Origin of the sequence: Thermobifida halotolerans, assembly GCF_003574835.2 — a bacterium.
In the GTDB taxonomy this organism is placed as follows: domain Bacteria; phylum Actinomycetota; class Actinomycetes; order Streptosporangiales; family Streptosporangiaceae; genus Thermobifida; species Thermobifida halotolerans.
The window spans coordinates 3,779,360-3,802,546 of the sequence record NZ_CP063196.1; the positions used below are offsets into that span (position 1 = coordinate 3,779,360).

The following is a 23,187-nucleotide window of genomic DNA, read 5'->3' on the forward strand; positions in this document are numbered from 1 at the left end:
CGAATCCGAACTCTTGTTCGATATGGTGCGCGGGTGAGTCTCTACAACGAACAGATCGACGTCCGTTCCACCACCGACGACGCCCCCGCCCTGTTCTCGTGGCGCGGCACCCTCTACCGCGTGCGCCGGGTCATCGGCACCTGGCGCGGCACGAGCCCCACCGCTCCCGCCGAGGTGCGGCTGGTCCGGGTGGCGGCGGAGTCCGACCACGGCCACGGGATCGCCGACATCGTTCTGGACACCGCGACCAACCACTGGACGATGCGGCGGCTGTGGCACTGACCACGGCCGGCGCGCGGATCAGTCCGCGCCGACCTCGACCTCCACGGTCGTCACTCCCTGCGGCTCGCAGACGGCCCGCCCGGCGGTGATCTCGGCGACCCACGCCGCGAACTCCGCCGGGTCGGCCCCGTCCAGCGCGACGTCCAACCGGACGTCGGCCCCGTAACGCACGTCCAACACCCGGTGCCGCGACTCCCGCAGGTCGCTCTCCAGCCGCCCGGCCTGCTGGTAGTCGGCCAACACCGTCATCACCGGCAGCGAGCGCCGCTCCAGCACCCCCACCGCGTCGACCGCCGCCGACACCGCGCTGCCGTAGGCCCGGACCAGTCCGCCCGCACCGAGTTTGACCCCGCCGAAGTAGCGGGTCACCACCGCGACGGTGTCGGTGAGGCCGCGGTGGCGCAGCACCTCCAGCATGGGAATCCCGGCCGTCCCGGCGGGCTCCCCGTCGTCGCTGGAACGCTGCACCCCGCCGTCCCCGCCCACCACGTAGGCGGTGCAGTTGTGGGTGGCGTTCCAGTGCTGCCTGCGCCGCCGCGCGATGAACGCCCGCGCCTCGTCCTCGTCCGCGACCCGCGCGAGCGCGCAGATGAACCGGGACTTCCTGACGTCGATCCGGTGCTCGCCGCCTCGTCTGATCGTTCTCATGCCGCTCCCGATCGTATGCGCCGCTCCGCACGCCGCCGAGGCGCTCTGTAGGGTCGTGCCCATGCCGACACCCTCTTTCGTCCTACGACTGCGCGAGCACGTGGGCCACGAACTGCTGTCCCTCGTGGGAGTGACGGCGGTGGTGGTCGACCCGGACGGGCGCATCCTGCTGCACCGCCGCGCCGACGACGGACGCTGGTGCACCCCCGGCGGCCTCGTGGAGCCCGGTGAGCAGCCCGCCGCCACGCTGGTGCGCGAACTACAGGAGGAGACCGGGGTGCGCGTCCACCCCGAGGCGCTGGTCAGCGCGGTCATGGAGGAGCCGTACACCTACCCGAACGGCGACCGGGTCCAGATCCTCGACCTGGCCTTCCGCTGCCGCCCGGTCTCGGGACAGGCCCGTGTCAACGACGACGAGTCCCTGGAGGTGCGCTGGTTCGACTACGCCGACCTGCCCGCGATGCCCGGCCGCATCATGCGCCGCATCGACCACGCCCTGGCGGGAACGGTCGGCTGGTTCGACCCCCGCGGCGGCCCGTGGCGCGAACCCTGACCCCCGGTGCGGCGTCGCGCCCGCGGCCTTCCGCGGTCGTGTCGGGGCGGGTCGGCCGCCGCGGACCGACCCCGCCGGGTCGGTTCCGATCAGTTCGGCAGGTTCTCCTCGATCGCGCTGATGATCTCGGGGTCCTCCGGCTCCACCCTGGGCCGGAAGCGGCCCAGCACCCTGCCCCCGGGAGCGACGAGGAACTTCTCGAAGTTCCACTGGACGTCTCCGGCGACCCCCCGGGAGTCGCGCGCCTTGGTCAACTCGGCGTACAGGGGGTGCCGGTCGGGGCCGTTGACCTCGGCCTTCTCCAGCATGGGGAAGCTGATCCCGTAGGTCGTGGCGCAGAAGAGCCGGATCTCCCCGGCGTCACCCGGCTCCTGATCCCCGAACTGGTTGCAGGGCACGCCGACCACGGAGAATCCCCGGTAGGCGTACGCCTCCTGGAGCCGCTCCAGACCGCTGTACTGGGGGGTGAGGCCGCACTTGGAGGCGACGTTGACGATCAGCAGCAGTTGGTCCTGCGGCAGTCGAAACGGCTCGCCCTCCAAAGAACGCAACTCGCTCTGGTAGATCTTCATGTTCGGGAGCCTAACCCGCGCCGCCCCGACCATCGGTCATCCAATCCCGTGAATACTCGGTGTAACGGTACGGACGACTCACGTCGCCGCTCCGGGGACGGGTTCTAGGATCATGGCACAGGCAATTCGGCCGAGGGAGTGCGAACGACATGCGCAGCGGGCGGCAAGGCTCTGTGCGGCTGGCGACCGGCGTGATCCTGCTGTCCGCCCTGGCGGCCTGCACCGGCGGCGGTGCGGAACCCGAGGCGCCGCCGTCCTCGCCGCGTCCGACGCCCACGGTCTACGAGGGCGAGGTCCCGCCCGGACTGGCGGAGACGCCGCTGCGGTACCTGCACGGCCCCGAGGAGCCCGGCCAGGACATCCTGGACGACCCCTGGGGTGTGCGCGTCCACGCGGTTGGTGACGCCTTCCTGATCAGCTCCAACAGCGAGGAGCGGCATCTGTTGCAGGACGCCGCCGACGGGAGCGTCCTGTGGCGGGGGCAGTCGGGCATCGAACGGTTCACCCAGGACCGGACCGGAGCGGACGTGTTCGAGGTGGGCGCGCGCGACGGCGACAGGGTCACCCGCACCGTCGTGGACGCGACCGGCGAGTCGGTGTGGACCGGCTCCGACCCCCGCGAGAGCTACCTCAACGGGCTGGTCGTGCGCGCCCCCGCCGAATGGGCGCCGAGCGACCCGTACGGCGAGTTCGTGCTCCGGGAGCCCGGGGAGGGCGGCGTCGAGTGGTCGTACGAGTTCACCGCCCCCGAGCCGGAGAAGACGGAGGACGAGGACGAGCAGACCGGCGGGGAGCCGGACGGGGACGAGGAGGACGAGGAGGGCGAGGAGCGGACCGAGGAGGCCGCGCACATGGGCGTCCCGGTGGCCGCACGCGACGACGTGGTGCTGCTGCACGACGGCGCCGGACTGCTGCAGGCCCGTGACCTCGCCGACGGGGGCGCACTGCTGTGGAGCGTCTCCGGTGACTCCGTGGAGTTCGACGACGGCCAGACGCTGTCCACCCCCCGGCCCCGCCTGGTCGGCTTCTACCCGCTGCCCGCCGAGGAGGCCCCGGACGCCCCGGAGGAGGAGCCGGACGAGCCGCGCCGGACCGTGCTGGTCCGCTGGAGCAGCCCCGAGGAGTCCTCCCTGCTCTCCCTGCACGACCTGCGCGACGGTGAGATGCTGTGGTCGCTGCGCGAGCCGGGCAGCAACCCCCCCGGCGACGTGTTCGACACCACACCGGTCACCGGAGTCGTCTGGGACCCCGCCACCCGCGTCCTGCTGGTGCCGCAGGCCGACGTCGCCACCTCGGTGATCGCCGTGGACCTGGCCGCCGGTGAGACGCTGTGGGCGTTCGAGGACGCCGAGGAGCGGTCGGTCTCGCCGCGCTTCGCCCTCGCGGGCCACGTCTACGGCGACACCCGCGCCGACGACGGAGGCTCCCAGGTGGTCATCGAGACCGAGACCAAGGACCTGGTCGCCGACGACCTGCCCGGCTACGTGGAGGCGGTCACCGCCGACGGCCACGCCCTCGTCGTGCAGGACCGCCAGCGCTTCGTCTTCGCGCCCGAAACACCGCCGGAGGCGACCGCCACTCCGTCACTGTCCCCCACAGAACGTGGCTGAGGTGCGCTTTCACCGACCCTGGTGCGCCCCAAACCGAATGCCGTTCTCTACCATCTCGAGGTATGAGCGTGCCGGAGAACACAGCCACGGCGTCCGGCGCCCTGACCTTGGCCGCCGACTTTCCCCCGGTGTCGAAGGAGCAGTGGCGCGATCTGGTCGCCGGAGTGCTGCGCAAGAGCGGGATGGCCGTCGACGAGGCGGCCGGGGCTCCCGAGAGCCTGTTGGCCACCACCACCTATGACGGAATCGTCATTCAGCCGCTGTACGACGGGGGCGACGACGTCGAGTCCGGGTTCCCCGGCATCGCGCCGTTCACCCGGGGGACGCGCCCGCAGGGAGCGGTGGCCGACGGTTGGGACGTACGGCAGCGCCACGCGGACCCGGACGCCGCGGCCGCCCGCAGGGCGGTGCTGGAGGACCTGGAGAACGGCGTCACCTCGGTCTGGCTGGGGGTGGGCGCGGCCGGAGTGCCCGTCGACCGGATCGGCGAGGTGCTCGCCGACGTCCACCTGGACCTGGCCCCGGTCACCCTCGACGCGGGAGCCGACTACGAGGCCGCCGCCGCGGCGCTGCTCGCCGCCTACGCCGACCGGGGCCTGCCGGACAGCGCGGTCTCCGGAAACCTGGGCATCGACCCGCTCGGCCTGGCCGCCCGCACCGGTGAGCGCGCCGACGTCGCCGCCGCCGCGCGGTTCGCCGTGCGGTTCGCCGCCGCACACCCCGGTCTGCGCCTGGTGGTCGCCGACGGCACCCCGGTGCACGAGGCGGGCGGCTCGGAGGCCCAGGAGCTGGGCGCCGCCGTCGCCTCGGGAGTGGCCTACCTCCGGGCGCTGACCGACGCCGGACTGGATCTGGCCGACGCGGCCGCGCGCGTCGAGTTCCGGTTCGCCGCGAACGCCGACCAGTTCCTCACCATCGCCAAACTGCGTGCCGCGCGCGCCATGTGGAACCGGGTGACCGAGGTGTGCGGCCTGCCCGAGGAGCACCGGGGCATGCGCCAGCACGCGGTCACCTCCGCGGCGATGGCCACGCGCCGCGACCCGTACGTGAACATGCTGCGCACCACCCTGGCCTGCTTCGCGGCGGGTGTGGGCGGCGCGGACGCGGTCACCGTCCGCCCCTTCGACTCGGCGCTGGGCCTGCCCGACGCGCTGGCCCGCCGCATCGCCCGCAACACCCAGTCGCTGCTGCTGGAGGAGTCGCACGTGGCCCGGGTCATCGACCCGGCCGGCGGTTCCTTCTACGTGGAGCGCCTCACCGCCGACCTGTACGAACGCGGCTGGGCGTACCTGCGGGAGCTGGAGGCCGCCGGGGGCGTGGCCGAGGCGCTGGCCTCGGGTCTGGTCGCCGAGCAGGTCAACGCGGTGTGGGAGAAGCGCCGTGCCAACCTGGCGCACCGCCGCGACCCGCTGACCGGGGTGAGCGAGTTCCCCGACCTGGCCGAACCGGCCCTGGAGCGCGTCCCCGCGCCCGCGGCTCCCGAGCCGAGTGCTCCGAACGCGCTGCCCGCACGCCGCTACGCCGCCGAGTACGAGGCCCTGCGGGACCGCTCCGACGCGGTCCTGGCCGCGACGGGGGCGCGTCCCCGGGTCTTCCTGGCCACGCTGGGACCGGTCGCCGTGCACACCGCGCGGGCGACCTTCGCCTCGAACCTGTTCCAGGCGGGCGGCATCGAGCCGATCACCGGCGGCGGTGCCGGACCCGAGGAGGCCGCCGCGGAGTTCCGGGACAGCGGTGCGCGCGTCGCCTGCGTGTGCTCCAGCGACAGGGTCTACGCCGAGCAGGCCGCCGCCGCCGTCGCCGCGCTGAAGGAGGCGGGAGCCGAACGGGTGCTGCTGGCGGGCAGGCCCTCCGACGCCCTCTCCGCCGCCGGGGTGGACGACTACGTGTTCACCGGCTGCGACGCACTGGCCCTGTTGACCGATCTCAGCGACCTCCTGGGAGCAGCCCGATGAACGCGCACATCCCGAACTTCGCGGAGGTCGCCTCGGGCACCCCCGCGGCGGCCTTCGGCCCCGAGCAGGCCGAGCGGTGGCGCCGGGCGGTGGCCGAGGCCACCGGCAAGGGACCCGACGCCCTGGTGTGGGAGACCCCCGAGGGAATCGGCGTCAAACCGCTGTACACCCGCGCCGACCGCGACGGCCTGGACTTCCTCGGCACCTATCCGGGCCTGGCGCCGTTCCTGCGCGGCCCGTACCCGACGATGTACGTCAACCAGCCGTGGACGATCCGCCAGTACGCGGGCTTCTCCACGGCCGAGGAGTCCAACGCCTTCTACCGCCGCAACCTGGCCGCCGGGCAGAAGGGCCTGTCGGTGGCGTTCGACCTGGCCACCCACCGCGGTTACGACTCCGACCACCCCCGGGTGGCGGGCGACGTGGGCATGGCCGGCGTGGCGATCGACTCCATCTACGACATGCGGCAACTGTTCGACGGCATTCCGCTGGACCGCATGAGCGTGTCGATGACCATGAACGGCGCGGTGCTGCCGGTGATGGCGCTGTACATCGTGGCCGCCGAGGAGCAGGGGGTGGAGCCTTCGAAGCTGGCGGGGACCATCCAGAACGACATCCTCAAGGAGTTCATGGTCCGCAACACCTACATCTACCCGCCGCAGCCGTCGATGCGGATCATCTCCGACATCTTCGCCTACACCTCGCAGCGGATGCCGCGGTTCAACTCCATCTCGATCTCCGGCTACCACATGCAGGAGGCCGGGGCCACCGCCGACCTGGAGCTGGCCTACACCCTGGCCGACGGCGTCGAGTACATCCGCGCCGGGCGGGACGCCGGCCTGGAGGTGGACGCCTTCGCGCCGCGCCTGTCGTTCTTCTGGGCGATCGGCATGAACTTCTTCATGGAGGTCGCCAAGCTGCGCGCGGCCCGGCTGCTGTGGGCCAAGCTGGTCAAGGAGTTCGGCCCGCACAACCCCAAGTCGCTGAGCCTGCGCACGCACTCGCAGACCTCCGGCTGGTCGCTGACCGCGCAGGACGTGTTCAACAACGTGGTGCGCACCTGCGTGGAGGCGATGGCCGCCACCCAGGGCCACACCCAGTCGCTGCACACCAACGCGCTCGACGAGGCGCTGGCGCTGCCCACCGACTTCTCCGCGCGCATCGCCCGCAACACCCAGCTGGTGCTGCAGCAGGAGTCCGGCACCACCCGCGTCATCGACCCGTGGGGCGGCAGCTCCTTCGTGGAGCGGCTCACCCACGACCTGGCCGTGCGCGCCTGGGGGCACATCCGCGAGGTCGAGGAGGCCGGCGGCATGGCCAGGGCGATCGACGCGGGCATCCCCAAGATGCGCATCGAGGAGGCCGCCGCGCGCACCCAGGCGCGCATCGACTCCGGGCGGCAGCCGGTGATCGGCGTCAACAAGTACCGGCCCGGCACGGCCGACGAGATCGAGGTCCTCAAGGTCGACAACAGCCGGGTGCGCGCCGAGCAGATCGAGAAGCTGCGGCGGCTGCGCGCGGAGCGCGACGAGGAGGCCGTCGCCGACGCGCTGCGCCGGCTCACCGCCGCGGCGGCGGGCGCGTCCGACGGTGCGACGCTGGAGAACAACCTGCTCGCCCACGCGGTGGCGGCGGCCCGCGCCAAGGCCACGGTCGGGGAGATCTCCGACGCCGTGGAGAAGGTGTTCGGACGGCACTCCGGCCAGATCCGTACCATCCAGGGTGTGTACCGGGACGAGGCGAGGGGCGCGGAGGCGGCACGGGTGTCCATGGACGAGGTGGCCGCGAGGGTCGCGGAGTTCGAGGAGTCGGAGGGGCGCCGTCCGCGCATCCTGGTCGCCAAGATGGGGCAGGACGGCCACGACCGCGGGCAGAAGGTGATCGCCACCGCCTTCGCCGACCTCGGCTTCGACGTCGACGTGGGTCCGCTGTTCCAGACCCCCGCCGAGGTCGCCGCGCAGGCGGTGGAGGCCGACGTGCACATCGTCGGCGTGTCGTCGCTGGCCGCGGGGCACCTGACGCTGGTGCCCGCGCTGCGCGACGAGCTGGCGGCGCTGGGGCGCCCCGACATCATGATCGTGGTGGGCGGCGTGATCCCGCCCGCCGACTTCGACGCCCTGTACGAGGCGGGCGCCGCGGCGATCTTCCCGCCGGGCACCGTCATCGCCGAGGCCGCACTGGGGCTCCTCGACCGGCTCCGCGAGGGCCTGGGGCACTGAGCGGACCCGGCGGGTGGACGCGGGGGCCCGCTCCGGGGTCCCCGCGGTGTCTCCCCCTTCCCGGCCGGGCCGGGAACCGATCTGGGAGCATCGAGGAGCCATGAGCAGAACCATCGACATCGACGCCTACGCCGAGGGTGTGCTCGCCGGCCACCGGCCCACGCTGGCGCGGGCCATCACCCTGGTGGAGTCGCGCCGCGCCGACCACGCCGAACTGGCCCAGCGACTACTCGTCCGGCTGCTCCCGCACAGCGGCGGGGCGCACCGGGTGGGCATCACCGGCGTCCCCGGGGTGGGCAAGTCCACGTTCATCGACTCGCTGGGCAGCATGCTGACCGGGCGGGGACACCGGGTGGCGGTGCTCGCGGTCGACCCGTCCTCGACCCGCACCGGCGGCAGCATCCTGGGGGACAAGACCCGCATGGCGCGGCTGTCCACGGACCCGAACGCCTTCGTCCGCCCCTCCCCCACGTCCGGCACCCTGGGCGGGGTCGCCCGCGCCACCCGCGAGACGATGGTCCTGATGGAGGCCGCCGGGTTCGACGTGGTGCTGGTGGAGACGGTGGGGGTCGGCCAGTCCGAGGTGGCGGTGGCCGAGATGGTGGACTGCTTCCTGTTCCTCACGCTGGCGCGCACCGGCGACCAGCTCCAGGGCATCAAGAAGGGCGTTCTGGAGCTGGTGGACGTGGTCGCGGTGAACAAGGCCGACGGCCCGCACGAGGCCGAGGCCCGCAGGGCGGCCCGGGAACTGGTCCGCGCGCTGCGCCTGTTGCAGCCGGTCTCCCGGTCGTGGACTCCGCCGGTGCTGACCTGCAGCGGCCTGGAGGGCACCGGGCTGGACACGGTGTGGGAGCGGATCCTCGCGCACCGCGCCGCCCTGGAGGAGACGGGCGAGCTGGCCGAGCGGCGCAGCCGTCAGCAGGTCGACTGGATGTGGGCCCAGGTCCGGGACCGGCTGCTGCAGAGTCTGCGCACCCATCCCGGGGTGCGGGCGCTGGCCCCCGATCTGGAGGAGGAGGTCCGGGCGGGCACGATCACCGCGACGCTCGCCGCGCAGCGACTGCTGTCCGCGTTCGCGGAGGTGCCGGAAAGCGACTGAGAGGCCGGGGATCTCCGCTTTCCTCCTATGACGTACACCGTGCTCAGATAGGTCACGTTCGGTGACGTGAAAATTTCTTGCTCCCAGCCATTCCCGATTGGCGTTTTGGCTAATACCGTGTGTGTCCAAAGCCTTACGAGCGACCAGGGGATCGGGGAGAGGCGCCCCCGTCGCGCGATGCGGATGAACATCGCATGGCGGGAGTATCGGCGCGAAAAGGGACCGCGCTGAGGGCAACCGGTCTGTTTTGTGGCCTATGGTCGCTGATGGGGATCCCTCATAACTCCGTGAGGCTGGGAGGAGTGACAACGTGTACAGGCTTGGGGTGAGCACCCGGGTCGAGAACCGCAGCGTGATCGTGTCGGTGGAGGGCGATCTCGACATCGCTACGGCGGGTGATCTGCGTTCCGCGGTCCAGTCCGCGATCGACGCGCACGGGCCGTGGCTGATCCTCGACTTCTCCGCACTGGACTTCATGGACTCCAGCGGGCTCAACGCCGTCATCAACGCCTACCGCCTGGTGCGGGAGCGTGGTGGCAGCCTCGCGCTCGCCGCACCCAACGAACGGGTCACCAAGGTGATCCGCCTGGTGGGTCTGCACCGTCAACTGCCGGTGCACCGTACCGTGGCGGCGGCGGTCGCCGCCATGCAGGCCCTGGTGGCCAAGCAGGCCGGCTGAGCCGACCGCACCGCCGCTTCCGTTTCCCTACGAGCGCCGCGGGCCCCGTCTCCGTGACCGGGCCCGCGCTTCCGGTCGTCCGCCGCGCCGTGTCGGCCCCCTCCGGAGGGCAGCCCTCCGCTGCCGCGGGGACGGGGGCCGCCGCCCTGTCACAGGTCGGTGACCGCGGGATCGGCCGCGTCCCGGACAGCCGCTCGGGCCCGCCGCGGCGTCGCCGCCTCCAGTGCCAGGGCGGCCAGGTCGCGGCAGTCCCGCAGGCTGTGGCCGGCCAGGGCGTGGCGTACGGCGGGCAGGGCGGGCGCGGCCATGGACAGCCCGGTGACGCCGAGCCCCACGAGGACCAGGGCGAGCAGCGGGTCGGCGGCGGCCTCCCCGCACACGCCCACCGGTCGGCCCAGTCTCCGGCCCGCCGCGCCGATCCGGCCGACCAGGTGCAGCAGCGCGGGCTGCCACGGGTCCAGCAGGTCGGGCAGGGTGTCCAGGGTGCGGTCGGCCGCCAGGGTGTACTGGGACAGGTCGTTGGTGCCGATGGACACGAAGTCCACCCGCTGCAGGACGCGGTCGGCGAGCAGCGCGGCCGAGGGCACCTCGATCACCGCACCGACCTCGGTGAGTCCGGCGCCGCGGGCTAGGGCGGCGAACTCCTCGGCCTCCTCGGGGGTGGCGATCATCGGCGCCATCACCCGGACGTGCGCCCCGGTGTCCCGGGCCGCCCGCGCGACCGCAGTGAGCTGGCGGCGCAGCAGTTCCGGCGCGGTGCGCGCGATGCGGAACCCCCGCACTCCGAGTGCCGGGTTGGGTTCGGTTCCCGGATCGGCGAAGGGCAGCGGCTTGTCCGTGCCCGCGTCCAGGGTGCGCACGGTCACCACACGCCCGTCGAAGGCCCGGAACAGCTCCGCGTAGACGGTGCGCTGCTCCTCGACGGTCGGCTCGGTCCTGCGGTCGAGGAACAGGAACTCGGTGCGCAGCAGCCCCACTCCTTCGCAGTCGTGCGCCGCCGCGCTCTCCGGCTCCTCCCCGCCCAGGTTGAGCAGCAGCTCCACACGGTGTCCGTCCGCGGTCCGCCCCGGTCCGACGGCGCTTTCGGCGAGGACCGCGCGGCGGCGGTGGCGGCGGGCCGCGGCCGCGACCCGTTCGGGTGCGGGACGTACGACCACCTCACCCCGGTCGCCGTCCACGGTGACCGGCACGCCGTCACGCAGCCGGTGCGCCTCGGCGCAGGCGACGACCGCGGGGATACCGAGCGAGCGGGCGAGGATCGCGGTGTGTCCGGTGGGGCCGCCGAGCCGGGTGACGATCGCCAGCACCGACCCGGGGTCCAGGCGGGCGGTCTCGGCGGGGGCAAGGTCCTCGGCGACCAGCACGAACGGGTGTCCGGGGGCGGGGAGTCGGGGCATGGGGACGTCCAGCAGCACCGCCAGGGCCCGGTCGCGGACGTCACCGAGGTCGGCGGCGCGCTCGGCGAGGTAGCCGCCCATGGAGCGGAACAGTTCCTGGTAGGAGGTGACCGCGGCGTCGAGCGCCCACTCCGCCGGGAGTCCCTCGCGGACCCGTTCGCCGATTCCGGCGGCCAGTTGCGGGTCGCCCGCCATGGCGGCCTGGGCCTCCAGGATCTCCCCGGCCGCACCGCCGGCTTCGGCGGCCCACCCGCGCAGCAGTTCGGCGACGCGCTCCAGGGCGGCCACGGCGCGGGCGGTCTCGGCCCCGGGGTCACCGATCCGGGGGCGCCGCTCGGGCAGCGTGGGCGGCGGCGCCAGCACCGCGACCGGTCCCGTGGCGGTTCCCGGGCCGGCCGCCACACCGGTCAGCGTCCGCTCTCCGGCCGCGGGGGTGCGCACCCGGTTCGGTTCCATCTGTCCTCCGTCCTCCCGAGAGGCTCCGCCGCGACCGGTGGCCGCCTCGGACCGGCCGCGGCGGCGCGCGGTTCCTCCATGGTGGTGCACTCCGCGCGCGGCGGCCAGCGGTTCCTGGCCGACAATGGGGAGGTGGACGAAGCTGACATCGACGCGGTCGGCGCGCTGGCCGATCCGCTGCGCAGACGGCTCTACGAGTACGTGGTCGGCAGGGAGGGCGAGACCAGCCGTGCCGAGGCCGCCGAGGCGGTGGGCGTGCAGCGCACCCTGGCAGCGTTCCACCTGGACAGGCTGGTCGAGGCGGGGCTGCTGGCGACGAGCCGGCGCAAGCCGTCCGGCCGCGGGGGTCCGGGCTCGGGGCGTCCGGCGAAGCTGTACCGGCGTGCCGACCGCCAGGTGGACGTGCACCTGCCTCCCCGCGACTACGAGACCGCGGCGCACCTGCTGGCGGAGGCGGTGCAGCGCTCGGGTGCCGAGGAGGCCCTCTACGCCGCGGCCCGCGCGGAGGGGTCGCGCAGGGGTTCGGCCGCGCCCGCCGAGCGGCCGGTCGACCTGGACCGACTCGGGGAGCTGCTGGCCGGTCTGGGCTACGAGCCCGCGGCGGAGGCCGAGGAGCCGCGGACGCTGCGGTTGCGCAACTGCCCGTTCCACACCCTCGCCCGCGCCTTTCCGCCTCTGGCCTGCGGAATGAACCTGGAGTTGCTGCGCGGTCTGCTCGAAGGCGCGCGGGCGGAGGGCTTCACCGCGCGTATGGCGCCCCGGGGAGAGCACTGCTGCGTCGCCATCTCTAAAAACAAAAATTCTTGACTTAGAAGTCGGCGGCGTGGTGGACTCTCCCCCATGAGCGGTCACCACCTCGCCCAGTTGAACGTGGGCACCCTCAAGGCCCCCCTCGACTCCCCGGCCCTGGCGGACTTCGTCGCCCTGCTCGACCCGGTCAACGCCCTGGCCGACGCCAGCCCGGGATTCGTGTGGCGCTTCCGCAGCGAGGGGACCGACGACGCCACCTCCGAACGCTTCTTCGGCGACGACCTGATCCTCAACCTCTCGGTGTGGGAGTCGGTGGAGGCGCTGTGGGAGTTCACCTACCGCAGCGACCACCTGGACGCACTGCGCCGCCGCCGCGAGTGGATGGTCCCGATGACCGGGCGCTTCCTCGTCCTGTGGTGGATTCCCGCGGGCCACGTCCCCACCCTGGCCGAAGCCGGAGAACGCCTCGACCTGCTCCGCGAGAAGGGGCCCACCGAGCACGCCTTCGACTTCCGCACCCGGTTCCCCGCCCCCGCGTGACGGAGTTGTCCACAGAAGACCTCAGCACACTGCACTTACTCAGGTACTTTGAGTAATCTATGCGGCTGAGCCTGTGAATTCTGTCACCTCCTGGGAGGCATCAGCCATGCGCACCCCGTCGACCGCCGTCGGTGTCGTCCTGTCCCTGTCCCTGCTGGCGGGCTGCGGCGGCTCCTCCGCCGAGGAGCACGCCGAGGCGGAACCGTCACACCGGGTCGAGGCCACCTTCGAGACCTGGAGTGAGGGGGCCACCGCCGTGACCTACGACGAGATGAACGTTCCCTCCGGGGCCACCGTCGAGGTCACGATCACCCCGGTCGGCCCCGGCTCCGACATCGCCATCACCGTCAACGGCCTGATCGGCGACCGCGACTACGGCGCCCACCTGCACACCGAGCCCTGCGGCGAGAACCCCGAGGACGCGGGGCCGCACTACCAGAACGAACCCGCTCCCGACCCCTCCACTCCGGACCCCGACTACGCCAACCCCCAGAACGAGGCGTGGCTGGACTTCCACACCGATCCCGAGGGGCGCGCCCACTCCCAGACCTCGGTGTCCTGGCAGCCCCGCGAGGGCGAGGCGAACTCGGTGGTGATCCACGCCGAACGCACCCAGACCGTCCCCGTCCTCGCCGGAACGGCCGGAGACCCGCTGGCCTGCGTCACCATCCCCCAGTGACGGCCCCGCGGGCGCCGCGGCCCGTACCCGGTGGGGGCGTCCCGCTGTCGACGTCAGTGCCGCAGGCCGATCGTGGCGCTGGCGCGGCGCTGCTCGGTGGGCAGCCACGGCAGCGGGACGAGGTCCGCCAAGAACCGGTACTCCCGGTTCAGCCGCTTCCAGGTCTCGTCGTGGCGGGCCGCGCACAACTGCCCCCACCAGGCGGCGATGTCGGCCCATCCGGGGGCCGACAGCGAACCGCCGGTGTGCTGCACCGACAGCGCGGCGCACAGGTTGGCGAACCGCAACCGCCGCTCCAGGGGCCATCCGGCCAGGGTTCCCACGATGAACCCGGCCCCGAACACGTCGCCCGCGCCGGTGGTGTCGACCGCGTCGATGACAACGCCTTCGACCTCGGCCTCCTCACCGGTGGTCTGGTCGATCGCGATCGCTCCCCGCGGGCCGTCGGTGACCACCGCGACCGGCACGTGTTCGGCCAGGGCGGCCAGCGCCAGCGCCGGACTGCCGGTCCGGGTGTACGACATCGCCTCGATCGCGTTGGGCATGAACGCGTGGCAGTGCCGCAACTGCTCCAGCACCGAACTCGACCACCGCTGGCTGTCGTCCCAGCCCACGTCGGCGAAGACCAGGGTGCCGTTCTTGGCCTGCTCCTGCGCCCACTGCGGCATCTCCCCGTCACTGCCCAGGCCGACGAAGGCGGCCCTGGCGCGGGGCAGGTCGCGGGCCAGGTCGTGCAGCGGTACGGGCGAGGGGTGCTCGTGGGTGACCATGCTGCGGTCCCCGCGGTAGGCCAGCGAGACCGTGAACGGGGAGTGCCAGTCGGGAATCCGCCGGGACGCCGACAGGTCCACCATCTCCTGGGTCTCCAGCGTCTCCCAGCAGAAGTCGCCGTAGACGTCCTCGCCGAACGCGGCGGCGACGGCGGTGCGCAGTCCCAGCCGGGAGGCGGCCACCGCCATGTTGGCCACGCCGCCGGGGCAGGAGCCCATCCCCTGGGCGCTGACCTCGGTGCCGCTGGCGGGCGGCGCGGCCAGCCCGGTCAGCACGATGTCGAAGAAGACGGTCCCGCTCAACGCCAGGTCGACCGCGGGCCCTCCGCTCTGCCGTGCCCTCCCCAGCACGTCCTTCGGCTCCCCGACCAGGGGAGTGGATTCGAGTTCTCCGTACTCCGCGGTCAGCTCCCGGGGGCTCGTTTCTCCGTCCGTGGCCATGCCGGCTCCCTGCGCGCTCGGTGTCCAAACCGTAGGGTAACCTCTTCGCCCCTGTTCACCTCGTGATGAAACACTTTCGTCCGGTTTTTCGCACCGCGGCACCGGCCGGTGCGGGCACGAGAGGAGACGACGTGCGACTGACCATCCTCGGCGGCGGGGGCTTCCGGGTGCCGCTGGTGCACCGGGCGCTGCTGGCCGACTCCCTGGGCCCGAATCCGCCCGTCACCGAGGTCGTGCTGTTCGACACCGACCCCGAACGGCTGGTCGCGGTCCGCGCGGTGCTGGACCGCCAGCGCGACGCGCACCGGGCCGAGCACGGCGAGCCCCCACTGACCGTGCGCGTCGCCACCGATCTGATCGACGCGCTGCGCGGCTGCGACATCGTCTTCTCCGCGATCCGTGTGGGCGGGACCGCGGGGCGGGTGCTCGACGAGCGGGTGGCGCTGGAATGCGGGGTGCTCGGCCAGGAGACGGTGGGCGCGGGCGGGATCAGCTACGGGCTGCGCACGGTGCCGGTGGCCGTCGAGATCGCGCGCAGCGTCCAGCGACTCGCCCCCGACGCGTGGGTGATCAACTTCACCAACCCGGCGGGGCTGATCACCGAGGCGATGTCGCGGGTGCTGGGCGACCGCGTGGTGGGCATCTGCGACTCCCCGGTTGGCCTGGGCCGCCGGGCGGCGCACGCGCTCGGCCTGGACCCGGCACGCGTCCACCTCGACTACGCGGGCCTCAACCACCTGGGGTGGCTGCGCGGTCTCCACGTCGGCGGACGGGACCGGCTGCCGGACCTGCTCGCCGACGAGGCCGCACTGACCTCGTTCGAGGAGGGCCGCCTGTTCGGCGCGGCGTGGCTGCGCGCGCTGGGTGCGGTGCCCAACGAGTACCTGCACTACTACTACCTGGCCCGTGAGGCGAGGGAGGCGATCACGCGCACCCTCGCCGAGGGCGGCCGCACCCGCGGCGAGCAGTTGGCGGACCAGCAGCGGGACTTCTACCGCCTGGCCGCGCGGCGCCCCGCCGACGCCCACGACCTGTGGGAGCGCACCCGGCGGGAGCGCGAGGAGACCTACATGGCCGACAACCGCCGGGCCGCGGGAGGGGTGGAACGCGACGAGGCCGACCTCGACGGCGGCGGCTACGAGCGGGTGGCGCTGGCGGTGATGCGGGCGGTCGCGCTGGACGAGCCCGCCCGGCTGATCGTCAACGTCCGCAACAGGGGCGCCCTGCCCGACCTGGACGCCGACGCGGTGGTGGAGGTGCCCTGCCTGGTCGACGCCTCCGGCGCCCGCCCGCTGGCGGTCGACCCGCTCACTCCCCACCAGGCGGCGCTGGTGCGGGCGGTCAAGGCGGCCGAACGCGAGGTCCTCGACGCCGTGCGCACCGGCTCCCGCGCCTCGGCGCTGCGCGCCTTCGCCACCCACCCCCTGGTGGACTCGGTGGCCGTCGCCCAGCAACTGCTCGACGGATACCTGCGGGCCTTCCCCGAGCTGGCGAAGACCCTGCCACACCCCTGACAGTTCAGCCGGTCCCGTTCCGCCTGACCAGGGCGACCGCTTCCCGTGCCCGGTACAGGTCCATTCCGGTCGCCTCGCGGACGGCCTCGACCGCCTCGGTCTCCCGGCCCTCGGCCAGGAGGATGCGCACCCTGGCCAGGACGTGCGGCGGCAGCACCGGCTCCTGTTCGGTGGCCTCGACGGGGAACGGCCAGTATCCGCCGACCCCGTCGGGCTCGGAGAGGGAGTCCACGCCGTCCGTCTCGAACGCCCGGGTTCCCTGGTACTCCACCCCCCACCGCACGACCGCCATCCCGACCGCCATCACCAGGACCGCCCCGAGCAGCGCGGCCAGCATCAGCAGCATGCTCATGCCTCGACACTAAGCGTCGCCGCACCGCCCTCCGGGGATTGGCACCGGGGCGTCGGAACAAACCGGATACCGCGCCGGTTGCCCCTGATACCCCCGGGGGTACAACAGGAAAGGAAGACGCCGCCGATGGCAACCGTCGAACTGACCAAGGACAACTTCAACGACACCGTGACCGGCTCCGACATCGTGCTCGTCGACTTCTGGGCCGGATGGTGCGGCCCGTGCCGGATGTTCGCTCCTGTCTACGAGCGGGTCTCCCAGCGGCATGACGGCATCGTCTTCGGCAAGGTCGACACCGAGACCCAGCCGGAGCTCTCCGCCGCGTTCCGGATCTCCTCCATCCCCACCCTCATGGTGATCCGGGAGGGCGTGGTCCTGCACTCCCAGGCGGGCGCCCTCCCCGAGCAGGCGCTGGAGGCGCTCATCGCCGACGCCCGCAACCTGGACATGGACGAGGTGCGGCGCGGGATCGAGGAGCAGAACCCGGCGGCCTGAGCCGGTCGGACGCGGGGAGGCCCCGGCCAGCCGGACGACCTTGTCCATCAGGACCAACGGCGCGCATGGCGGCCCTGCGAAGTGGATAGCTCCCTCGGGGACTGCTGCTCCACAGAGGAGGAACCATGCGTGCCGTGCAATACCTGGAGGTCGGGCAACCGCCGCGGGTGGTCGACGTCGACGTGCCCGAACCCGGACCGGGACAGATCCTGCTCAGGGTCACCGCGGCGGGGGTGTGCCACTCCGACCTGACGGTGATGAGCTGGTCCGCCGACAACTTCCCCTACCAGCTCCCGCTCACCCTGGGCCACGAGGGCGCCGGACGGGTCGAGGCCGTGGGCGAGGACGTGGGCAGTGTCGCGGTGGGCGACTCCGTCGTGGTCTACGGACCGTGGGGCTGCGGGACCTGTCGGCAGTGCTCGCTGGGCCGGGAGAACTACTGCCCGCGCGCGACGGAACTGGGCATCATGCCTCCGGGGCTGGGAAGGCCCGGCGCGCTGGCGGAGTACCTGCTGGTGGACTCCGAACGCCACGTGGTGGGGATCGGGGACCTCGACCCGGTACAGACGGTGCCGCTGACCGACGCCGGACTGACCCCGTACCACGTGGTCAAACGCTCCCTGCCCAAGCTCTACCCCGGCAGTGTCGCGGTGGTCATCGGCGCGGGCGGACTCGGCCACGTCGGCATCCAACTGCTTCGCGCGGTCTCGGCGGCCACCGTGGTGGCCCTGGACATCCGCGAGGAGAGCCGGGAGCTGGCGCTGCGCAGCGGCGCGCACCACGCGTTGCCCTCCGCCCCGGCCTCCGTGGACACGGTACGCGAACTGACCGACGGCGCCGGTGCGACCGCGGTGTTCGACTTCGTGGGAGCGCAGGCCACGCTGGACCTCGCCGGACAGATGGTGGGCATGGACGCCGACATCAACGTGGTCGGCATCGGGGGCGGGGCGCTTCCCGTGTCATTCGGGTCGCCCCCGTACGGCACATTCGTGGGGACCACCTACTGGGGGACCCGCTCTGACCTGATCGAACTGGTGGAACTCGCCAAGCAGGGCGCGCTCAACGTCCACGTGGAGCGCTACGGCCTGGAGGAGGGCCCGCAGGTGTACGAGCGCATGGAGGCCGGAAAGATCCAGGGCCGCGCGGTGCTGGTGCCGGAGGGCTGACCGGGGTCCGGGCGTCCGGTTCCGCGGTGGGCGCGGGCTCGGGCCCGAAACACCCCGGGTCAGCGGCCGACCGTCCCTGGACCGGCTCGCGGCCTCCGCGCACCCGACGCCCCCGAGAACCCCACCACCGAAGTCCGATGAGAGTTCGACCGGCGGAGCCCGTGAGGTCCTGCCGGTCTCTCTTCCGCACGTGTCCTTTCCCCGAAGCCACTCCCGAACTTCCGGACCGCAAAAACGGACACAGCGCAACCGGAGTCACTTCTGTACGCAGATCTCGGATCTTTGACCGAGACCGAATTCCCCGGTCAGGGTCCGCCGAGGAGTCCACTTCTTCCGCCGAGCGCGGCCCGGGCGTCCCGGCGATCTTCTTTTCCACTCGTGGCACGCGGAACAACTTCACTTCTCCCCCTGCAATCCGGCCAGGTCAGCAGAGCAGAAAGCAGCAGAATCCGCCGGAGGTCACCCTTCGGCGCCACGGAGGCTTCTCGGTGAAACAGTCCGGGTGTTCGCACGCACATCCCGTGGCGGCTTTTGTCCTTTCGGGTCCGCGACGGGAACCTCTGTCACCGGAGGCGGATACAATTCCACCGGTCCCGCGACCAGGGCGCGGTATTTCCGCCCCTATGATGCTCTTCGACCCCCCGAACGGAAAGAGGATCAGCATGTCCGACGAGGCCGGCGGAAATCCCATCGAAGGATACGAGGGCGCCGAGTTGGCCGAGGCCCTGGCCGAATCCATGGCAGGACTGGCCGACATGTTCGATCTGATCATGGAGGACGCGGAAACCGTCGTCCGCAGAGACGAGATCTCGGCTGCGCTGCGGGTGTATCGGGAGGAGTACGGTCCAGCCCTCGTCGAGGTGCAGGAACACGGTCTGCAACTCGCGGAGAACATCAAGGCGGGCGCCTCCGAAATCGCCCTGAACGACTACGAGGCCGCCGAGAACTACAGCACCCCCTGGGAGCTGGGCATGGACCTGCAGATCAACTTCTGACCCCCTGACCCGACCGTTTCTCCCCCCGAGCCCCCTCTGACAGCAGAGCGCAATGGCTTACTTCGACATCACCTTCCGGCCCCGCACCACAACCGCGAATCCCGAGACGATCAGAGCCCAGTCAGAAGATCTGGACGTCCTCCAGGCCCGACTCCTGGGCAGGGCCGACGATCTCGACGCCGGTTTCAACCACACGGCGACCCAGTTCACCGATCTCATGGCCTGGAACATCCGGGACCAGTCCGCCGAGGAACTCCAACTGTGGCGGGACGCCGGAACGGCGATCGTCTACGCGTCCTCCATGATCGAGTTGTGGGCGCAGCACGTGGAGGACTTCAAAGAGGAGCGCTCGGCCCAACTGTCCGAGTGGTGGGAGTTCCTGAAAACGAAGCGGTCCGAGATCCCCGACAAGTACCAGGGCCAGACCATCACCGCGAGCTACCCCGCGAGGGAAGGTCTCGGCTGGTTCGGAGACGAGAACAAGTGCCGTTCCGTCTACGACGAAGTCGTGGCGAAGGTGGAGGACCTGAAGGAGCGCGAACGCGCCAACTACCGGGCCTTCGAGGACAACGCCGAGGACGTCGCCGAGCGACTGCGGCAGGGGCCGACCAAGGAGAACGTCCAGGCGCTCATCGACGCGGGAATCAACTCCTGGGCCTTCTACAACCTCGACCCCAACCACTACACAATGCTGATCGACGGTCGGGAACTGACCGTGGAGAACGCCGAGGCGTGGGCCGAGGAACTGGGAGCCTACTGGTCCGGGGAGCGGCCCATCGACGACCGCTACCACGAGCTCATGCTCATGATGAGCATGATCAACTCCAATGCGATGCAAGCTCAGCAGGGGGGAACGAGCTACCGCACCGAGGAGATGGACTTCCTGCGGGCCTTCTACGACCGACTCGAAGAGGAGAATCCGAACGGTGACGGCGTGCTCGGCATCCCCGCCGAGATGGAGGGCGACCACCTGAGCGACGAGGAGCGCGAGCACGCGCTCGGCGTGCTCGGGAACGGAATCCTCGCCCTGTCCGACCACCGCCTCGGTGGCGGCTACGGCGATCTGCCGGAGAGCGTGCGCAGGGCGGCTGAGGGCCCGGCGCTTCAGCCCCCGGACTCCACCGACATCTACGGGATCGACGAATGGTCCGAAGACGCGGGCGCGCTGACGGACCTCCTCCGCCACACAGATCCCGACCTGGAAGGCGGCGAGGGATTTTCGAGCACTCTCACGCTCTCCATGGGGCTCTACGCGGGCGGACCCGAGGGAAACTTCAACGCCTGGCTGAGTCAGGAGGACGCGGGAATCCTCCTGGAGACCTCGACCCGGAACAACGACGCGAACCACGCCATCCTCACCGGCGAGTTCGTCCACCCCAACCTCCGGGGCGAGGACGGGGAGTTCCTACCGAACGCGATGCACGAATCCGCGGAGGACATGCTCGACCACGCGCTGACATCGCTGTTCACCGTCGACTGGGACGACGGCGGCGAATCGGTCCGCGGCCTCACCGACTGGATCGCCGAGGACGCCGCTGATCCCGAGGACCGTGTGCCGCTGGACGAGAACTCGGAGATCCGACCGGAACTCCCGCCTGACCAGCAGCGGTCCGCCGAAGCCCTCGCGGCGCTGGTGGAACGCATGGAGGACGAGGACTTCAGGAACGCCATGTTCTCCACCGGCCACGAGGTCACGGGCGACGACGACGTCACGTGGCGCGACGTCGCCGCCGGCCATCTCAACCCGGAACTCGCCGACTCCTGGTCCGACATCTTCATCGCCTACATGGACGTCTTCGCCAACACGGAAGGACTCGATGCGGTCAACGAGGAACAACGCAAAGAGAAGTACGACACACGCTGGGACGACGAGCAGAACCGCGTGTACCTGAGCCCGGACGGCCGGCGGTACTTCACGGAGGTCATCATGGGCGACCCCGACGCCGCGCAGAAGACCTACAACGAGGTTGTCTACTACGGGGCGGAGAGCATGGGGAACTTCGCCCTGGGCGACGGGGAGCGCGACCACGGCGGCGCCGACTCCTACGGTTCTCTGCTCGGGCTCGTCGACGTGGCCCTGGAGCAGGAGAGCGAGCGCCGGGCGACCGACAACACGGCGGCCGTCAACCACGCGAACAAGGTGCGCGGCGCGGTTGTGGACACCATCGCCGGATTCGCCACGGATCAAGGCGCGCCCGCGGTCGCCGTCGAAGTGGCGAAGTTCCTGGCCAAGGAAGCTCTTGCGATCTCGGACAACTCCTCCGCCGGTAGGACCGTCGACGCCGCGGGCAGTTGGATGGCGGTGGAGGACATGCAGCACCTCTGCATCAGTGCTCTGGCGGCCAACGACCCCGAGGTCATGGACGCCCTGGAGGAACTCCACTCGGGTGCCGTCATCGGCGAGGGGGAGGACCGCTACATCCCCCTCGATCCCGAGGAGTGGGAGATCAACGGGGAGAGCCGGAGCGCCGCGCGGGCCAACATGTACGACTACATCGACGAACTGCCGTGGGTCGACGGTCAGGGGACCACCAAGAGCGCGGTCGACAACTACCTGACCACCCTGGAAACCGCCTGGGGCAGGTGGGAGACGGTGGCTTCGTGATGCGGGCGAGGAGACGGGTGCGGCTGGCGGCTGCGGTGGGTGCGGTGGTGGTGTCGGTGGCCGGCTGCGGTGTCTTCTCCGGACACCGGCACACCACGGACGACGATCCCCGCGAACTCTCCCACCCGGAGCGGATCGAGCAGGTCGCCTGGGACTGGGAAGCCCCGGAAGGGGTCCGGATCGTCGCCACGGTCGCGGTGCCCGTCGGCGTGGTCGTGGTACTGGACGACGGCTTTGTGGCGTTGGCGGGCGACACCGGCGAGGAGGTGTGGCACTACCGCGTCGGAGAGGACGCCCGCGCGGCCTACGCCTCACGCCAAGGTGATTACCTGGCCATGGAGATCGAGGACCCGGAGGACGGCGCGATGCTGGTCGAACTCGCCCCGTCCACGGGAGAAGTACTGAAGCAGGCCGCGATCGAGGAGACCGACGACGAGCGCGGAATCAACGGGGCGTTCGGGCGGAACGTGTCCGACGGTGTGCTGATCCTCCGTGACCCCTTCGACGATCCCGCGCTGGAGGGACGCTCCTTGGAGACCGGCGAGGCCCTGTGGGTGCGGGAGGATCCCCCCGAGTGCACCAAGGTGGACGGCCCCAACACCGACACCGTCGCGAGTGCCGTCCTCGGCGAAGTGGTCCTGGAGGGCTTCTCCTGCACCGGAGGCGAGGACGACGACGGTGCCGGCCTGATCGGCCGCGACCTGTACACAGGAGAGGAACTGTGGCGCTTCGAGGAGGTCCTCGGCCCCTCCGTCCCCGGTCTGGGGGTGCTCCACCGTCGTTACGATCCCCTCACCGACCGGCATCTGGCCATGCGGACCGTGAACGGCCTCACCCGGGTGTTCGACGTGGTCAGCGGCGAACTCCTCGGCGAGTGGGAGGAGGAGGTGATCGGGGTTCTGGAGGACGGGTCGGTCGCACTCGAATCAGCGAAGCACAACCAGTACCGCAGGCTGGACCCGTCGGGGGAACTCCTGACCGCGCTGTCCATCCCCCGCGGAGTTGACCGGTCGGTGTATCCGGTGGTTGTCGAAGACGGTGTGGTCAGCCACGGACGCAGCACCCTGGAACCAGGAATACGGGTGTGGTTCCAGTCGTGGGAGTGGGAGAACGACGGTGAACCCGTGGTGATCGACGTGGACGACGAACGACTGGACGACCCCGAGGCCGCGATCTCCGCCACCGCCGTTCCCGGCTCCGTACTTCTCCGCTACTCCGAAGACGGCCCCGAAGCAAAAGAGATCCTCTTCGGACTCACCTGAAACCAGGCATGATCTTGACACGAGAGGGCGATAATCGCAGTTCACAGCCCTCATTCGTCAAGATCATCGACAAAGGGCCTCTCCCTGGCGTGGGAGAGGCCCTTTGGTCTGCGAGCCGCCTGAGGGAATCGAACCCTCGACCTACGCA

At 71.4% G+C, this 23,187-nt stretch carries 21 protein-coding genes; 16 read left to right on the forward strand and 5 right to left on the reverse strand.

The annotated features are described in order from the left end of the window. Nucleotides 1-33: 33 nt before the first annotated feature. Nucleotides 34-282 carry a DUF6504 family protein gene (locus NI17_RS16935; protein ID WP_068688144.1) on the forward strand — a complete coding sequence of 83 codons (249 nt, stop codon included), beginning with the start codon at nucleotides 34-36 and terminating at the stop codon, nucleotides 280-282. An 18-nt stretch (nucleotides 283-300) separates the two neighbouring features. Here the strand turns inward: NI17_RS16935 and NI17_RS16940 are convergent, their stop codons facing one another. Further along, a complete protein-coding gene (locus NI17_RS16940) occupies nucleotides 301-930 on the reverse strand; it encodes a YigZ family protein (RefSeq protein ID WP_068688143.1) in 630 nt (209 codons plus the stop codon). A gap of 61 nt (nucleotides 931-991) precedes the next feature. Here NI17_RS16940 and NI17_RS16945 point away from each other — a divergent pair, with 61 nt between their 5' ends. Further along, nucleotides 992-1,483, forward strand: a complete 492-nt coding sequence (locus NI17_RS16945) for an NUDIX hydrolase (protein WP_068688142.1) — start codon at nucleotides 992-994, stop codon at nucleotides 1,481-1,483. 89 nt (nucleotides 1,484-1,572) lie between these two features. Here the strand turns inward: NI17_RS16945 and NI17_RS16950 are convergent, their stop codons facing one another. Further along, nucleotides 1,573-2,055: a glutathione peroxidase gene (locus tag NI17_RS16950; protein ID WP_068688141.1), complete on the reverse strand. Its 483-nt coding sequence runs from the start codon at nucleotides 2,053-2,055 to the stop codon at nucleotides 1,573-1,575. A gap of 149 nt (nucleotides 2,056-2,204) precedes the next feature. On the opposite strand from NI17_RS16950, the gene NI17_RS16955 reads away from it, so the two are divergent. The 5 genes from NI17_RS16955 (at nucleotide 2,205) to NI17_RS16975 (ending at nucleotide 9,617) form a co-directional block, all read left to right on the forward strand. Continuing rightward, entirely contained in the window at nucleotides 2,205-3,665 is a 1,461-nt protein-coding gene (locus NI17_RS16955; protein WP_068688140.1) for a hypothetical protein, read from the forward strand. Nucleotides 3,666-3,727: 62 nt separating this feature from the next. Continuing rightward, on the forward strand, nucleotides 3,728-5,620 hold the full coding sequence (locus tag NI17_RS16960; RefSeq protein ID WP_068688139.1) for a methylmalonyl-CoA mutase family protein: 1,893 nt from the start codon (nucleotides 3,728-3,730) through the stop codon (nucleotides 5,618-5,620). Beyond that, on the forward strand, nucleotides 5,617-7,839 hold the full coding sequence (scpA, locus tag NI17_RS16965) for a methylmalonyl-CoA mutase (protein ID WP_068688138.1): 2,223 nt from the start codon (nucleotides 5,617-5,619) through the stop codon (nucleotides 7,837-7,839). Before NI17_RS16960 ends, scpA begins: the two co-directional genes overlap by 4 nt. Before the next feature lie 100 nt (nucleotides 7,840-7,939). After that, nucleotides 7,940-8,938 carry a methylmalonyl Co-A mutase-associated GTPase MeaB gene (gene meaB, locus NI17_RS16970; protein WP_068688137.1) on the forward strand — a complete coding sequence of 333 codons (999 nt, stop codon included), beginning with the start codon at nucleotides 7,940-7,942 and terminating at the stop codon, nucleotides 8,936-8,938. A 310-nt stretch (nucleotides 8,939-9,248) separates the two neighbouring features. Beyond that, on the forward strand, nucleotides 9,249-9,617 hold the full coding sequence (locus NI17_RS16975) for an STAS domain-containing protein (protein ID WP_068688136.1): 369 nt from the start codon (nucleotides 9,249-9,251) through the stop codon (nucleotides 9,615-9,617). Nucleotides 9,618-9,766: 149 nt separating this feature from the next. On the opposite strand, the gene ptsP is transcribed toward NI17_RS16975, so the two are convergent. Then, entirely contained in the window at nucleotides 9,767-11,470 is a 1,704-nt protein-coding gene (ptsP, locus tag NI17_RS16980) for a phosphoenolpyruvate--protein phosphotransferase (RefSeq protein WP_068688135.1), read from the reverse strand. A gap of 78 nt (nucleotides 11,471-11,548) precedes the next feature. Between ptsP and NI17_RS16985 the strand changes: the two genes are divergently transcribed. The 3 genes from NI17_RS16985 (at nucleotide 11,549) to NI17_RS16995 (ending at nucleotide 13,439) form a co-directional block, all read left to right on the forward strand. Beyond that, on the forward strand, nucleotides 11,549-12,277 hold the full coding sequence (locus NI17_RS16985) for a helix-turn-helix transcriptional regulator (protein WP_234401651.1): 729 nt from the start codon (nucleotides 11,549-11,551) through the stop codon (nucleotides 12,275-12,277). Between the two features lie 33 nt (nucleotides 12,278-12,310). Beyond that, the gene (locus tag NI17_RS16990) at nucleotides 12,311-12,760 is read left to right on the forward strand and encodes a DUF3291 domain-containing protein (protein ID WP_068688134.1); all 450 of its coding nucleotides are present in this window, start codon (nucleotides 12,311-12,313) and stop codon (nucleotides 12,758-12,760) included. A gap of 106 nt (nucleotides 12,761-12,866) precedes the next feature. Then, nucleotides 12,867-13,439, forward strand: coding sequence for a hypothetical protein (locus tag NI17_RS16995; protein WP_068688133.1), 573 nt, complete (start codon nucleotides 12,867-12,869; stop codon nucleotides 13,437-13,439). Nucleotides 13,440-13,492: 53 nt separating this feature from the next. Here NI17_RS16995 and NI17_RS17000 read toward each other — a convergent pair whose 3' ends face one another. Beyond that, nucleotides 13,493-14,650 (reverse strand): carbohydrate kinase family protein, encoded by a 1,158-nt coding sequence (locus NI17_RS17000; RefSeq protein ID WP_068688132.1) that lies wholly within the window; start codon nucleotides 14,648-14,650, stop codon nucleotides 13,493-13,495. Between the two features lie 131 nt (nucleotides 14,651-14,781). Here NI17_RS17000 and NI17_RS17005 point away from each other — a divergent pair, with 131 nt between their 5' ends. Next, nucleotides 14,782-16,164: a 6-phospho-beta-glucosidase gene (locus NI17_RS17005; RefSeq protein ID WP_068688131.1), complete on the forward strand. Its 1,383-nt coding sequence runs from the start codon at nucleotides 14,782-14,784 to the stop codon at nucleotides 16,162-16,164. Between the two features lie 4 nt (nucleotides 16,165-16,168). On the opposite strand, the gene NI17_RS17010 is transcribed toward NI17_RS17005, so the two are convergent. Beyond that, on the reverse strand, nucleotides 16,169-16,516 hold the full coding sequence (locus tag NI17_RS17010; RefSeq protein ID WP_068688130.1) for a hypothetical protein: 348 nt from the start codon (nucleotides 16,514-16,516) through the stop codon (nucleotides 16,169-16,171). A gap of 126 nt (nucleotides 16,517-16,642) precedes the next feature. Here NI17_RS17010 and trxA point away from each other — a divergent pair, with 126 nt between their 5' ends. From trxA to NI17_RS17035, 5 genes are all read left to right on the forward strand, one after another. Continuing rightward, nucleotides 16,643-17,011 (forward strand): thioredoxin, encoded by a 369-nt coding sequence (gene trxA, locus NI17_RS17015; protein WP_068688129.1) that lies wholly within the window; start codon nucleotides 16,643-16,645, stop codon nucleotides 17,009-17,011. Between the two features lie 125 nt (nucleotides 17,012-17,136). Continuing rightward, a complete protein-coding gene (locus NI17_RS17020; protein ID WP_068688128.1) occupies nucleotides 17,137-18,177 on the forward strand; it encodes an NAD(P)-dependent alcohol dehydrogenase in 1,041 nt (346 codons plus the stop codon). Nucleotides 18,178-18,839: 662 nt separating this feature from the next. Further along, nucleotides 18,840-19,172 carry a hypothetical protein gene (locus tag NI17_RS17025; protein ID WP_068688444.1) on the forward strand — a complete coding sequence of 111 codons (333 nt, stop codon included), beginning with the start codon at nucleotides 18,840-18,842 and terminating at the stop codon, nucleotides 19,170-19,172. A gap of 52 nt (nucleotides 19,173-19,224) precedes the next feature. Continuing rightward, nucleotides 19,225-21,777, forward strand: coding sequence for a TPR repeat domain-containing protein (locus NI17_RS17030; RefSeq protein ID WP_068688127.1), 2,553 nt, complete (start codon nucleotides 19,225-19,227; stop codon nucleotides 21,775-21,777). 17 nt (nucleotides 21,778-21,794) lie between these two features. Then, nucleotides 21,795-23,039 (forward strand): outer membrane protein assembly factor BamB family protein, encoded by a 1,245-nt coding sequence (locus NI17_RS17035; protein ID WP_068688126.1) that lies wholly within the window; start codon nucleotides 21,795-21,797, stop codon nucleotides 23,037-23,039. Nucleotides 23,040-23,187 lie beyond the last annotated feature (148 nt).